Source organism: Serratia sp. CY44782 (assembly GCF_052168715.1).
GTDB lineage: Bacteria > Pseudomonadota > Gammaproteobacteria > Enterobacterales > Enterobacteriaceae > Serratia > Serratia nevei.
Genome location: NZ_JBJNME010000002.1, coordinates 334226 through 349162 on the forward strand (window position 1 = coordinate 334226; position 14937 = coordinate 349162).

Genomic DNA, 14937 nt, shown 5'->3' on the forward strand with positions numbered 1-14937 from the left:
ATGACTGTTGAGGATATAAGTCGTCTGCATGCGGCGCTGGACGTGCTCGAAGGGCGCGAAGCCGAGTTGCTAGTCTGGGGAGACACGGAAGGTGCCTTTACGGATGCGGATATTCTGTCCCTGTTTGCCCACCATTTTCCTGATGATAATGGCAAAGTGCTAATGCAGGATCTTCAAGACGCCGCGATGTTATTTAGCATCCCCAATACTCAGGGAATGAGGCTTTATCGCACTCGTATGGCGGAATCTGTTCATCTGTTTCGCCATCAGCGCCAGTGGTTTCGCGGCCAGCAGTTGAATCGCACGCGGTCGCTGGTGGCTGACTATCGCTTTATCCGCCGCCCGCGCAGTTACCCGGCAAGGATACATCCGGCTGAAGAGGTGCTGAATCAATGGTCCGACGTTGAGTGGATGAACGACATTAAACGTCAGGCCCTGCAAACGCTTATCGGTGATTTCTCCATAGCCGGTTTTCAGTCCAAGGCGACGGCGCGCATCCTGAGGGCATGGGATTTTCACAGCCGCCACCCACACGCCAAAGAAGCAACCGCCACCATCGTATGTGCCGGCACTGGCAGCGGTAAAACCCTGGCGTTTTATCTGCCTGCTCTAACGTCGCTTATCAACGATCTGCAACGCGATTGCTCGGCGCGGGTTCGCTCACTGGCCCTTTATCCGCGTAAAGAGTTGCTTAAAGATCAGTTTATGGAGACTTGGGGAAAATGCCGTGAAGTGGATACCCAGGCACAGAAACTTTCAGGGCGAAAAATCCGTATTGGCTCATTCTTTGGCGATACGCCGTACAGCATCCAGTACGTTGATAAAGACAAAGATCTTCCTTTTGATCTGCTACGCTGCAGCACTCCAAAATGCCAAGGCGAAATGCGCTGGAAAGCGGAAGATATCCGTCAGGGCAAAGAGATCTTGCGCTGTACGCACTGCACGCACAGCGTGGGTGAAGATGAAGTGGTGCTCACCCGCGTCTCATTGATGAATAACCCACCGGATATTTTGTTTACCACCACTGAAATGCTCAACCAGCATCTAGGCAACAACAAGGCCTGCCATCTGTTCGGCGTCGGCATGAACGTAATTGCACCGCCGGTGGTTTTGCTCGATGAGGTCCATACCTATTCAGGCAACAGCGGCGCACAAACTGCCTATCTACTTCGTCGCTGGATGCAACTGGCGCGCTGCCGCCCGCATTTTGTGGGCCTCTCGGCAACGTTGAGCGATGCTGAGCGGTTCTTCGCAGACTTGGTAGGAGCCAACAAAAAACATGTCATGCTCATTGAGCCCGCTTTCCAGGAGATGGTAGACGAAGGGGCTGAATATCTGTTGGCACTGCGAGGCGATCCCGTTTCGCAAACGGCTCTGCTCTCAACCACCATCCAAACCAGTATGCTGGCACGCCGGATTATGGATACCCGCAAAGCCACGTCGCACGGCACCTGGGGCCGCAAAACCTTCGTCTTTACCGACGATCTTGATATCAATAACCGCCTCTACCACCAGCTTTGCGATGCCGAAGGGTGGCGTACGCGCGGACAACAACTTCTGTCTAACGAAATTCCGCTGGCAGCTAAGCGTAACGAAAACAATGGTGCTTCCGACGCATTGACCCTTGCCGGTCAAAATTGGCGAATGGTGATCGATATTGGGCATCCTCTTGATGGTCACGATCGTGCCATCGTGGCGCGGACATCCAGCCAGGACACTGGAGTCAATCCTAAAGCCGACATTGTCGTGGCAACCGCCTCGCTGGAAGTCGGCTTTAACGATCCTTCAGTCGGGGTAGTGATTCAGCATAAAGCACCGCGCAATGTCGCCTCTTATCTGCAACGCAAAGGCCGTGCCGGGCGCTCAAGAACCATGCGCCCCTGGATGGTGGTCGTGCTGTCAGAATTCGGCCGCGATCGTGTGGTGTACCAACGTTATGAGGAACTGGTGACACCGGAAATCAAGGGCCAGTCGCTCCCTCTAGGCAATATCCATATCCAGAAAATGCAGGCAGCGATGGCAACTCTGGACTGGCTAAGCATGAAGATTCCTGGCAGTAACATCTGGTCATTGCTGAACAATCCGCCCAAAAGCAAAGTGCAACAAGGGCATCTGGAGCGCATGCTCACTTTGATTTCAGCCGTGCTGGAAAAGAATGTCTCTCAGCAGGAACTCGAACAATACTTATTCTACGCGCTCAAAATAACCGAGCTGCAACTTCAGCGCGTTATGTGGTCTCCGCCACGCTCTATCATGATGGAGTTGCTCCCGACCTTGAAGCGCCAATTGACCACCCGGTGGTCGCTGATGGGTACTCCCGGCGCAGACAGATCGACGGGGCGTTCACCACTACCTTCGTTTATTCCAGCAGCCCTCTTCAGCGAGTTGAACTTGCCTGAACTGAGCATCCAGCTTGAACGCCGCTTTACGAAATATGAAAATCTGCCATTTATTCAGGGCCTGAAGGAGTTTGCACCGGGTCGCATCTCCAAGCGCTACGCCATTTATTCCGATCTAGAAGCCGATTGGCTGGTGCCAAACAATTTTGTGCCGCAACTGAACCAAGTTTCAGACATCGATTTCGAGATCAACGAGGCATTTGGTGATACCTGGCAGCCGGAGTGCCTGGTAACCCTTGCGGATGCATCGCAGCTAAAAGTCATTCGTCCTCTGCAAATTATTACCCGAGCTCTTGATTTCAAACAGAATCTGACTGAGAAGAGTAATTCTCAGCTAACGTGGCACACTCATTTTTCCACAGATGCCCATGCCGAAGCGATGGCGATCCCCGCTGGGCCATGGAGCGCAGTGTTGCGGTCCGCCACATTTTATACACATCAACATATGACACCCCTTGAGCTGACGCGTTATGCCACCGCCGCCAGCGCTTCGCTGCGCAGTAAAAGCAAACAGCAGGCCTGGGTGAATTTTAGATGGGTCGAAAACGGTCACCCAGTCGCAGTTGGTGCCCGCCAGTGGGTGGATGGCATGAAGCTGAGCTTTACGCTGCCTCCCGCACTGCATCAGCAGGTCATGAATGATACAAAGTTAGCCGGGTCTCTCAGAACGCTCTATTTCCGCCACTGTATTAGCAGTGAAGCTCGTTTTGAATATGACAGTTTCACCGCTGACTGGATCTACGAGTGCTATATGGCGGCGCTGACCAAAGAAGTTGTCAGCAGCACAGCCCTCACTGATGCAATTCACGCTCTACGCACGCCGGAGGGCAGAGAGTCTCTGGCGACAATTGCCGACTCGCTGTTCCAGGCCGAAAATATTTTTGAAAACAAAGAAGATGGAGAGGGCTCAGCGGAGCGCCAGGAGCTACAGCAGCAGTTGAGGAGTCTGTTCAACGAGCCGGAACTGCTTGCAATGCTTGATACGCATAGCGCCGTGTTGACTGACGACCTCAGCCAAAATGCCTCTTTTTGCCAGTGGCTCCAGACGTTGTTGATCAGCACCTTCTCAGGTGCCGTAAAACAGACCAGCCATATGTTGCTGCCTGAGGTGGACGACAGAGGACTGCTCGTTGACGCCGTTCTTAATGGGGAGCAACTCGATATCTGGCTCACCGAATCAGAGCCTGGGGGCTGCGGGATTATCACCCGCCTCGAAGAAGCGTTCCACGGCGATCCGGTCGCCCTGCTGAATCTGTTTATTCGTAGCTTTGCCGCCAGCGACTACGAGCAGATCGATGACGATCTCTTCGAACTGCTCTCGCGACTCCCTTCAAACACCATATTGCAGCAGACGCTGAACGATTTACGCTTAGCGGGGAGTCATCATGATCGCCGGATTGCGAATGGAAACCTACGCACTGAGCTAAAAAAACAAGGATTTGCGCTTTCTCACAGCTTTATGTCTGTGTTGCATACCCGCATCCTTCGCCCTGGCAGCCAGCTTTCTCACGATCGGCGCTTGCTGGACTATCTGCGCGAATGGCGGGCGCTAGAGGCCAAAGCTGGTTATGAGATTAACCTGAATATTTTTGCCCATACTCAGGCAATTCAGGAACTTCCCGGAGCGAACGTCACAAAAATTTTCGACCGTTTTTGCCAGATTCAGGGCATGCTGTGGCAGCGTGGCAATACTATCCGCCAGTCGATACTCAGCTACTACAACCCCTTTGATAACGGGCCAAAACTCACGGAAAGGCTGCTGCTCAGCACCTTGTTCTGGCAACCTGCGACGCAGATTGATGTGACAGACAGCGACTGGCTTTCGCAGATCCACACGGCGATCTCTCGCGAAGGGTTTGCTGAATTACTGATCCCCCGGGAAGCCCGCCAACAGGTGGTACAGACCGTATCCGCGTTACAACTGGTACCTATCGATTATTTCGGCCTGCACCTCTACCCGAGAATTGGGGCCGTCGACTATCGAGGCGGCAACATCGTGTTGCGAGTCGAACTGGCTGAAGCCCTGCAGTAAGGAGAACGATGAATGGAAGAGCAACGACAAATATTTCTCCATGGACCTCTCGGACAGCGACAACTGAGGGAAGTACTGAGTGCGCAGTTCAGTGGGCTTATCCTGTACCCTGAACTCATCTGGCTGATCTCGCCATGGATGAGCGATTTTGACGTCATTGATAATCGCGGGGGGCAATGGAGTTTTCTTGATCCGTCGTGGGGTGCCAGAATGGTCAGTTTCCAGGAACTTCTGGCGACGGCGGTGAATAACGGCTGTCCACTCAGGATAGTCACTCGCCCGGACACGCTTAACAAAGTGTTCGTTGAGCGACTGCAGGCAAGACTTTCGCCAAATCATGATATGCAATGCTCCTATTATGAGAACCTACATGCCAAAGGCATGTTAACAAAGCACTTCTTTCTGAAAGGTTCGATGAACTACACCTGGAGCGGTGCGAACCTTAACGATGAGCATTTGCTGTTCTCCAGCAACAAAACCCTCATTTCTGACGCACTGATTGAATTCGGTGGGCAATATACCTTCGGTGACAGTGATGAATAATATCCCATCTTGGATTAGGGCCTTCTTTGGCGAAAGCAATTTGCTCAGCCTTGATAAACTGCTAAGCGACTCCCCCGGTGCTTACGCGCCTGAGCAGAAAAATGCGCTGTTGCCTCTTGTGGAGAGCGCGCTAGACGGTGAATGGCCCATTATTCTGCCTTGGTGCGACCGCCAACACTGGGTTTTCTTCGCGATGGCAGAAGATGAGCGCACCCTGCAGGAACTCACCAAAGTTATCAATGCCCGGCTTGGTTCAGCTGACGTTGAGCCCGACCGCCGAATTTACTTGAGCCCGACTTCTGGCCCGACTTTTACGGCAGAAACCGCATTGCTCGAACATAGCCCAGCAGGGTTTATTCGTATTGAGTTGCTGGAAGGTAAACGTGAGGATAAGCAGGCAAAAACGCGGGTTTTTGCCGCCCTGAAAGAGTTGATTGACCTGTTCCGACTGCGTCCATCTCTCGTTCGCACCCGCAAGCGCCCGTTTGGTCGTATCCTTAGCGATTTCATGCTGGCAACAAATCAAAAAGAGGTGGAGGCCAGCAATGACTTTCTGCAAGAACTGCGTGATAACGGTCTGCTCTCCAAACGCAATCTACTGCTACTTGAGCTTCAGCAGGCCGGGAAATGGCAAAATTGGGATGCCCTGCTAAACCACCAAGACCTGCCAGATCTGATCAGAGGGCGCATTCCCTCGTCGCTGACCAGAATGCTACTTGCCGCTTATCAGCACCGCTATCTGGGCCATGATGCCCTTAGCTACACGCAGGAGACGCCATCGGCTTTGCGCCCAGCCTTCCTTGCCCTCCAACCGCTTTTTACGCAGGTTCCACTGCTAGCAAGCGAGGAAGGGGAAATTAACTCTTGGAGAAGTTGGGCGATTGGCGTGGCACTGGTGGGTGAACAAAACCTGCTCAGCATGATACCTGACACGCTGAAATCAGGATGGCTTCAGGAATTACAGCACTGGGCCGAACTCAAGAGCACCACGTACGATACTCCAGCCTCTTCTCCTGTCTCGTTGTCGCTGCCGCCAACAACACTTGAATCTCTGGCCAGTTATCTACAAACGTCGTTGACAGCCACAGCCGAAACGCTGGGGAGCTATGCTGAGATGCTCAGCAAGATAGATCCACAGCTGCTTGATCAAGCTCAGAAAACCCCTCTTCTAAAAACGCTGATTGAGAGCATCAACCGGCTTACTGCCGCGAGCATCACCGGCTGGGACAACTGGTTCTCGCACCTGCGCGAACCCGATGCCGATAGAAACGCTCTGATGCAAATTGTCGCGCTGGAGAGCGAGCACTGGCCAGCCACTTCCTTCCAAGAATCGGCTTTTGTTCACCTGCTGGCGCAGGATTTTCCGCCGCATGCCTTTTCAACACTACGCAACGCCATGCCCGCCTTTATCGAATGGCTGGGGAAAAACCAACTGCAATTGCAGAGTACAACATGGCTGAAATGGATGGATGTTCTGGCGATGGAACAAAGCGTCAGTCCGGCGGACATCAAACTGGCGACCCTAGCAACCGAATATTTCCTGCAAGGTCCTCTCACCCTGGCTGAATACCAGAATTTTGTTGCTACATTGCAACTCATTATTGAGCGCTGCAGTTCACTTAAAAATCTGACCTCGCTTGAAGAGATGATCGAACTGTTTCTTGATGCACCGGAGCACGATAACGCCACACGAAACGCGCTATGGATGGATATTCAGACTTTTGCTGTTGGTGTATGGCCGCGCCTCGATCACTCAACCCGAGCCATCATGCGTAGTCTGGCCATCAACGTATTGGGCAATGGTGCTGATTCAGCGTTTCCTCCGGAACCGGCACGAAGCGATGATAGCGAGCCTGAAACACTTCCGGATCTCTCGGGCAAACGTGTCGCCATTTATACCCTGACAGAAGGAGCTGCCCGCCGGGCCAGGGGGATGATTGAAGTGTTGTTTCAGGGGATCAGAGTAGATGTGAATCATGACCATAACGCAACGGATAAGCTGGTCAATTTAGCAAAACAGGCTGATTACTTTATTTTTGCCGCCGCGAGCGCAAAACATCAGGCACTGTATGCGATAACGCCTCATCGTCGCGATCTCATTTATCCTGAAGGTAAAGGTGCTGGTTCGATTCTCAATGCCTTTGTTGCACGTCTTCAACAACCCATGAGTATTGACGTATAAAAAATAAGGGGCATTCGCCCCTTATTTTTTTAGATGTTTGCGTTTGCCGTCTTTATATAGCTGGTTACAAGATAATCAGTAACCAAAGATATATCTTTTGAAAGATTTTGCAGTTCGTTCCATTTACGGACGATAGGCTGACCATCAATATCTTTGCCGAAGTTCCACACGCCACTGCTCCATGCACAAAGCGGCTTAATTCGGTTTAGCTCTTCGACAAAACGAGTGTAGGAAGGGATCTCAGTCCAGCCAGGTTCACCTTTATAGTCCTGATGAACCTGATCGATTTCATCCATCAAGCTGCCAAGCGCAAGAATACCAACGCCATGTAACAAGCGGGAATAGCGAGGCTTTTTATCCCAGTCATCGGTAAACACAGTTTCCACAGCCGACCAGAAGTTATTCAGCAGTTTCACCATCTTCCCTTCATCCCCCAACCCTGTCGCGGGGTCACGGAATCGATACAATGCTCCTTCGCGAAGACTGGCATCGATCATTTTGATCATCGAGTTGTCAGCAATAACCCCATCAGGATTGGTCGCCGTTTTGATGCGCCCTGCAAGTGAACCTTCGCCGAAGTTCAGTCGTTGGGTCAGCAGTGAAGGAAACTTACGCATTTGCAGATCGGATGGCAAACGACCGTGGGTATGCGGTGCCAGCTCGTATAACAACGTTTTGGGCAACGGTTTTGTAGAGTTAACCAACATAAACTGTTCACGCTGTTCTTCCGCATCATTAGCGATAAAAGCGGAGACCGGCATCATAAACGAGTCAATTTCCGCATCTCGCAAAGCAGCGGTACGTTGTTGACCATCCACAATAAAACCTGGCTTCTCAAAATCCTTATCTTCGGAGAAAGGTATTACCAGATGTCCCATGTCGCCATTATCTGTAAGCGGTTCAAAACGCACACGCTTATCAAAAGCAATAATCACCGGGTTTGGTATCATCGGATTCGAGCTCTCAATGTAGCGCTGAATTTCGCGAATATGGTTACGTACTTCTGGACGCTGATAACCGACCAAACTCTCTTCGCCGCGACGAATACGTGAAATCGCTGCAATTTTGCTGATTTGTTTACCTTCTATCGCAAGGCTGTAGAGTTGCCTCTCCTCACCCTGTCGGATTCGCAGGGCGGGAACACGATATTCACTCATGACAGTTCCTCTGAGCGTAATGATAATGTGTGCTGTAAACGGTTGTACAACACCTGAATATTATGGAAACCCCGGCGACGGTTACGTTCTGCTCCGCGGAAAATGATGACGTTGATACCGATGGCCTGGCAAATATCGCACTGGCATTTTTTCCAGGGGCGTTCTCCCAGCGTACGCTCATAATCCGCACGGATTTTGTCGGCCTCTTTTTCACCCGAATGCAGGCGTTCATAAGCTAGGACTGCATCAAGAGTTTTCTGAAGGGACAAAGCTTCTTTATCGTATTCGAACAGGGCATTCATGGCATCCTTTTCCAGATGCCGTGCAATATCCTGATCAATCACGCCAGATTTTATTTTGCGACTCAAACTTGGATTCGCATCAAACTGAGGCACACGCACAGCGGTATAGGCCGGGCCATCAGGCGTATGATAGTTGTTTTTACGATCTTTAAACGCCTGCTGAAGCGGCGTTGTGGAGTCGATACTGGTGACGCCCAGACGGATGAAGTCGACGAAGCTTTCCGGTCGAGCAATCCCCAGCAGATGCACCTGGGTATCGCTTTTAAACAGCGGCTTAATCTCTTCCAGAGTCTCGAGGATCTGCGCAGTTTTCAGCGGCACCATACCCCCCATGGTGATATTTTTATAGCCCATAGCCAGCAGTGCTTCTACCGACTGGCGGTAGGATTTCTTACTCCAACCGTGCGCCACGCCAAACGGCGTGAAGCAGTTTTTCTGCGACTTCACCAAAAACTCCTGCGCCAGCGTCAGGGTAATATCCTGACGACGACGGCATTCTGCCAGTATCTCTCCAGAGAACGGCTCGCCCGGTTTTTCGTAGCCAAAAACGATATGGTCGAGTGATACTCCGTAGTTAAAGCGAGAAGTTTCATAGAATTCAATGACCTCTTCCACCCGGTACGGCGGGACATCCTGGTTGACATAGGTGAAGGCTCCGCAATCACCCATAGTTTCCATTTTTTCCGGCAACCGGAAAAAATGCTTCATACCATTACGAAAGTAACGTAAACGTTGGGCACGGGTATATTTGCTCTCACCACCACCAAGACCATCCACCACGGCTTTAGAAACCAGCATACCGTCGTAAGGATGAGGAAAGACCTCATGCGGATAATGATCGTCACGTTGACGCACACGATGTTCGTTACGCGTTTCGCGGAGGAAGTCGAAACTGGGATCGATAAAATCCTGACTATCAGGGAAAAAATACTTTAGCTTCGACAACTTACTCTCCTGTGACGCCACTGCAAAGCCTCAAAAAACGGGGAATTCTATCATGAAACCCAGGCAAGTCGCATTAAGGTTTAGCCTCCATCAGGGCCTTAAACTCAGCCCGGAAACGTTTTTCTTCAAATGAATTTCCTGAGTCACGAAATTCACGCAACGCATGTGTAGCACTCAAATCTGGTTTTTGTTGCAAAAATTTTAAAATGAAAGACTTAACTTCCTCCGGACTGCGGCGAATTCCTTTTTTTATTTCTCGCTCAGGTAATTCTTTGAGTTCTTCAAATAGATCTTTAGAAAACTCATTTAAATCACTTAGTTGCTTTGATGTAAATTCCTTCACAATATATTTTGCCACACTAATATTAAGCATAAGCATATTGCATTTCAACCACTGAGCCATATTTTTGTTTGTTTTAAAAAGGTGTGTAATCAACCTGCCATTGATTTTTTTGGAGGTTATAATAAGTAATTGTTTTTTTGCATCAACCAGATACTCAAGACCATTAATAATATCTAGCTCAATTGCATTAATATAATCTGGAGATCCGCAGATTATATAATAGTCTTTTTTATTTTTTTTCATTAAATCTAAAATAGATGTAGGATGTTTAGATTTAAATACAGATCTATTGGTTACTTCTTTCCACCATGTTCTATGAAAGCTCTTCCCTACATATTCTTGAGAATATAATGGTATTGATTCGTCATATCCGACAGCAAAGGTCGCTTTATAGGGTACCACATTGTCTTTGTGGTGAAGGAGTCCTAAGCCAGCAGAAAGAACCCATAAATCAATAGGATAATTATTTAATATCGCTTTAGCTGTCGCCCAGTGCCCACCTTTATAAAGGTCCTCTACACATACAGTTGCGGATGTAGATATAGCTTCATTCAGAGCATTACACCAAGAATTAACAAGCACATTTGAAGGGGTTCGGCCTGATGAAAATTGACTCAGGCTCAATATATCTCCGCTTCCAAAGTGTTTGCCATTTGTGCATGTAGTTATTAAGTTGATGTTGCTCACAATCGCTCCCCCCAAACCGTGTTACACAAGCTACCTCAGAAAAAGGGGGATGACAAGAACGGAGTTGCCAGTCCTTGAAAAAATTTCAGGGATTGATGTTAGTGAGGAATGTATTCGAAATACTCATCCTGAGCGTGTGAACATCTTTGGCATCGTCTCAAAATGCCTTTTTCCTCAAGGGATAGACAAAATCTTCGACATGACTCCAGAAGATCTTCAGAATATTCATATTTATCTTTAGAAATCAAAGCTCTGGCAAGGGTATCGGAACTAAAACCTCCAGTTGAGTGCAATACAATACTCATCGCAAGTTGGGTATCGAAAGTTTTCATAATGCATCTCTGATGCCGGCAGGATAGATAAATATAGTTATAAAAAAGTATTGATTGAAGTTCAAGATGACTTTGACAATTCGCACTTAGTAAGCATAACGAACTAAGCTACTTACCAACTTCATAGGGGCTTATGCCCTACTCCCGTTTAGCATCCAGAAATCAGCCCACCCCTGCAGCATCCGTCTGTGTTCATCTAGATGCTCGACCTTATGAAGAGATGCACGTTGGAGTCAGTTTGCCTTGAGAGAGTTAATATAACAGGATAGATAGCTATTGGATTTCAAACACAAAAAAACCACCTTTCGGTGGCTTCTTGTTCGTGCGGTACTTAATGGTGCCGAAGGCCGGACTCGAACCGGCACGTATCTCTACGGTTGATTTTGAATCAACTGCGTCTACCGATTTCGCCACTTCGGCACTGAAGTAGTATGCGGAAAACGGGTGCATTATACCTTCCCGCGATCGTCACGCAACACTTATCCGTTGTTCAATGAGTTAAGTGTCGAAAAAAGCGCCGCAGCGCACGTTTGCCCATCCTCTCTCACCAACCCGCCGCTCAGCCGATTCACAAACTTTGTCGCATGTCACATTAATTATCACAGGATGGTGTTGCACAGCGAAATCTGGATGAGAGCCTATAATCAGAAATTAATCATTAAGTTAATAACAATTCCCGCCCCAACCCCCACGCCGGCATTTGTGATAACTGTCGCTTACTTGTTAATCGCGATGGTTGAAGATGTTCCTCCATAACAAAAAATAACAGCTTCGCGGCGCCCTGCCGCCGCCGGGGCCACAGGAGCGAACATGATCCCGTCTGAACGCCGCGATTACATCTATCGCTATGTGCATGAATACCAGCTGGCGAGCATCAGCGCGCTGTCTGAGCTGATGAGCGTCTCCCACATGACGGTGCGGCGCGATATCCGCGTGCTGGAAGAGCAAGGCAAGGTGGTCAGCGTCAGCGGCGGCGTACGCCTGAGCGAGGCGCTGCGCCAGGAGCTGGCCTATTGCGAGAAGGCGCAGCTGCACCATCGCCACAAGCGCGAGATCGGCAAATACGCCGCCGGCTTGGTGGAAGACGGCCAGGTGGTCTATCTGGACGCCGGCACCACCACCTTCGAGATCGCCCGCAGCCTGGCGGAGCGCTTCAATCTGACGGTAGTCACCAACGATTTTTCCATCATTCAGCACCTGATGAATCGCCCGCAGCTAAGCCTGTTCCACACCGGTGGCCAGGTGGATCAGCGCAACTACTCCTGCGTCGGCAACAGTGCCGCCATGCTGTTGCGAAGCCTGAATATCGACGTGGCTTTCATCAGCACCAGCTCGTGGGATCTGGAGCATGGCCTCTCCACGCCGCACGAGGAGAAGGTGCTGGTCAAGCAGGCGCTGCTGGAGGTCGCCCGCCGCCGGGTGCTGGTCTCCGACAGCAGCAAGTACGGCAAATACGGCATGTTCCGTGTCTGTCCGCTGGAGGCGCTGAGCGACATCATCTGCGACGCCGCGCTGCCGCCGGAAGCGCAGCAGCTGCTGCGCGAGCGCGGTCTGCAACTGCACAACGTCCAACTCTGATAACAACAACGCTAGGGAAAGGAGCACCATATGAACATCGTCATCACCGGCGGCGCCGGTTTTCTCGGCCAGCGGCTGGCGAAAGCGCTGCTGCACGGCAGTTGCCCGCTGGCCTTCGACACGCTGATCCTGGCGGACATCACCCCGCCGCCCGCCCCGCTGCCGGATGCGCGCCTGCAGTGTCTGGCGCTCGATCTGTCGCAGCCCGACGCGGCGGAGCGGCTGATCGACGCCGACTGTGGCGTGCTGTTCCACCTGGCGGCCATCGTCAGCAGCCATGCGGAGAGCGATTTCGATCTCGGCATGCAGGTCAATTTCGACGCCACGCGCCAATTGCTGGAAGCGGCGCGCCGCCGGGCTCCGGGCATGAAGTTTATCTTCACCAGTTCGCTGGCGGTGTTCGGCGGCGAGCTGCCGCCGGTGATCGACGATCGCTGCGCGGTCACCCCGCAATCCTCCTACGGCGCGCAGAAGGCGATGTGCGAGCTGCTGATCAACGACTATGCGCGCAAAGGCTTCGTCGATGGCCGCGTGCTGCGCCTGCCCACCATCAGCGTGCGGCCGGGCAAGCCGAACAAGGCGGCCTCGTCGTTCGCCAGCGGCATCATCCGCGAGCCGCTGCACGGCGAGCAGTCGGTGTGCCCGGTAGACGCCGAACTGGCGCTGTGGCTCTCCAGCCCGGCCGCGGTGGTGAGCAACTTCATCCACGCCGCCACGCTGCCCGCTTCGGCGTTCGGCGCGTTGCGCACGCTCAACCTGCCAGGCATCAGCGTGCGCGTGCGGGAGATGCTCGAAGCGCTGCGCGCGGTGGCCGGTGACGTCGTCGCCGCACGGGTACGATTCGAGCCGGACGCCGCCATCAACCGCATCGTCGCTGGCTGGCCGGGCGAGTTCGACACCCAACGGGCGCGGCACTTGGGCTTCATCGCCGATGAAAGCTTCGAGCAGGCGATCCGCGCCTTTATCCGCGACGACATGCCGCAAGGCGGGGGATGATCATGGCGATGTATACCCCAATCATCGGGCTGGCGGTGGCGGTGTTCGCACTGATCTTCCTGGTGCTGCGCACCCGCGTGCATGCGCTGATCGCCATGCTTATCGCCGCCTCCATCGCCGGCATTACCGGCGGCATGGGCGCCACGCAAACCGTCGACGCCATAACCAAGGGCTTCGGCTCTACGCTCGGCAGCATCGGCATCGTCATCGGGCTGGGGGTGATGATGGGGCGGGTGCTGGAGGTCTCCGGCGCCGCCGAGCAAATCGCCTACAGCTTTATCAAATGGCTGGGCAAAAGGCGCGAGGAGTGGGCGCTGGCCATCACCGGCTATATCGTCAGTATCCCGATTTTCGTCGATTCGGCGTTCGTCATCCTTTATCCGCTGGTCAAGGCGCTGGCGAAAAAGGGCAAGCGCAACCTGCTGACGCTCGGCGTCGCGCTGGCCGGCGGGCTGATCCTCACCCACCACGCGGTGCCGCCAACGCCGGGGCCGCTGGGCGTGGCGGGCATCTTCGGCGTGGATATCGGCGCCATGATGCTGGCCGGGCTGGTGCTGGCCATCCCCTGCGTGATCGGCATCGTGCTGTATGCGCGCTGGCTGGGCGCGCGCTACCCGGACTTTATGCCGCAGGAAGAGGAAGCGCCGCAGGATCTGCGCGCCGCGCATCAGCAGTATCTGGCGGAGAAAGAGGGCAAGGCGCTGCCGAGCCTGATGTTGTCGCTGCTGCCGATCCTGACGCCGATCGGGCTGATCTTCGTCAACGCGGTCAACAATATGCTGGCCAAGCGCGAGGGCATGGGCTGGCTGGCGGAGAGCCTGTGGGGCCAAAGCTTTGCGTTTCTCGGCTCGCCGATGATTGCGCTGGCGATCAGCGTGCTATTGGCGGTGTACACCCTGATGCCGCACGCCAACAAGCACGACACGCTGGAGCGGCTGGAGGAAGGCCTGCAGACCGCCGGCATCATCCTGCTGGTTACCGGCGCCGGCGGCGCGTTGGGGGCGGTGCTACGCGAGAGCGGCGCCGGCACGCAGCTGGCGGAACAGGTCGCCGGGTTGCCGATCTCGCCGGTGCTGATCCCGTTCGTCATCGCCACGCTGGTGCGGGTGATACAGGGATCCGGTACGGTGGCGATGATCACCGCCGCCTCGATCTCGGCGCCGATCGTCAGCCTGCTGCCCGGCGTCAATATGCTAGCGGCGGCGCAGGCGGCCACCCTGGGCGCGCTGTTCTTCAGCTACTTCAACGACAGCATGTTCTGGGTGGTCAACCGCATGATGGGCATCAAGGACGTGCGCCAACAGATGATGGTGTGGTCGGTACCCACCACTATCGCCTGGGCTATCAGCCTGTGCGGCGTGGTGTTGCTGGACTGTCTGCTGTAACGCTTCCCCCCAACGTCAACCCCAGGGCGCGATCTGTTAGATCGCGCCCCAAACGT

9 protein-coding genes and 1 tRNA gene are annotated in these 14937 nt (G+C 52.9%); 6 read left to right on the forward strand and 4 right to left on the reverse strand.

Translation table 11 applies throughout. From position 1 onward, the window contains the following. From dpdJ to dpdD, 3 genes are read left to right on the forward strand one after another with little or no spacing between them, the layout of a single operon-like run. Positions 1-4431: a protein DpdJ gene (gene dpdJ, locus ACJ8HT_RS05075; RefSeq protein WP_197652788.1), complete on the forward strand. Its 4431-nt coding sequence runs from the start codon at positions 1-3 to the stop codon at positions 4429-4431. 12 nt (positions 4432-4443) lie between these two features. Continuing rightward, positions 4444-4974 carry a phospholipase D-like domain-containing protein DpdK gene (gene dpdK, locus ACJ8HT_RS05080; protein WP_016538299.1) on the forward strand — a complete coding sequence of 177 codons (531 nt, stop codon included), beginning with the start codon at positions 4444-4446 and terminating at the stop codon, positions 4972-4974. Then, positions 4967-7156, forward strand: a complete 2190-nt coding sequence (dpdD, locus tag ACJ8HT_RS05085; protein WP_197652789.1) for a protein DpdD — start codon at positions 4967-4969, stop codon at positions 7154-7156. The genes dpdK and dpdD overlap by 8 nt, the downstream gene beginning before the upstream one ends. Positions 7157-7185: 29 nt before the next feature. On the opposite strand, the gene dbpB is transcribed toward dpdD, so the two are convergent. The 4 genes from dbpB to ACJ8HT_RS05105 all read right to left on the reverse strand — a co-directional run bounded on the left by dbpB (position 7186) and on the right by ACJ8HT_RS05105 (position 11342). Beyond that, on the reverse strand, positions 7186-8313 hold the full coding sequence (gene dbpB / locus ACJ8HT_RS05090; RefSeq protein ID WP_194572857.1) for a DGQHR domain-containing protein DpdB: 1128 nt from the start codon (positions 8311-8313) through the stop codon (positions 7186-7188). Continuing rightward, positions 8310-9560, reverse strand: coding sequence for a tRNA-guanine transglycosylase DpdA (dpdA, locus tag ACJ8HT_RS05095; protein ID WP_194572856.1), 1251 nt, complete (start codon positions 9558-9560; stop codon positions 8310-8312). The genes dbpB and dpdA overlap by 4 nt, the downstream gene beginning before the upstream one ends. A 73-nt stretch (positions 9561-9633) precedes the next feature. Further along, complete coding sequence (locus tag ACJ8HT_RS05100; protein ID WP_197652831.1) at positions 9634-10485, reverse strand: hypothetical protein; 852 nt, start codon at positions 10483-10485, stop codon at positions 9634-9636. A gap of 772 nt (positions 10486-11257) precedes the next feature. Then, positions 11258-11342, reverse strand: a tRNA-Leu gene (locus ACJ8HT_RS05105). Positions 11343-11732: 390 nt separating this feature from the next. Between ACJ8HT_RS05105 and ACJ8HT_RS05110 the strand changes: the two genes are divergently transcribed. Genes ACJ8HT_RS05110 through ACJ8HT_RS05120 form a run of 3 tightly spaced genes read left to right on the forward strand, consistent with a single transcriptional unit; the run spans position 11733 to position 14881 of the window. Continuing rightward, a complete protein-coding gene (locus ACJ8HT_RS05110; protein ID WP_033636886.1) occupies positions 11733-12500 on the forward strand; it encodes a DeoR/GlpR family DNA-binding transcription regulator in 768 nt (255 codons plus the stop codon). Between the two features lie 30 nt (positions 12501-12530). Then, positions 12531-13496, forward strand: coding sequence for a D-erythronate dehydrogenase (denD, locus tag ACJ8HT_RS05115; protein WP_197652790.1), 966 nt, complete (start codon positions 12531-12533; stop codon positions 13494-13496). Next, entirely contained in the window at positions 13496-14881 is a 1386-nt protein-coding gene (locus ACJ8HT_RS05120) for a GntP family permease (RefSeq protein WP_350429780.1), read from the forward strand. The genes denD and ACJ8HT_RS05120 overlap by 1 nt, the downstream gene beginning before the upstream one ends. Positions 14882-14937 lie beyond the last annotated feature (56 nt).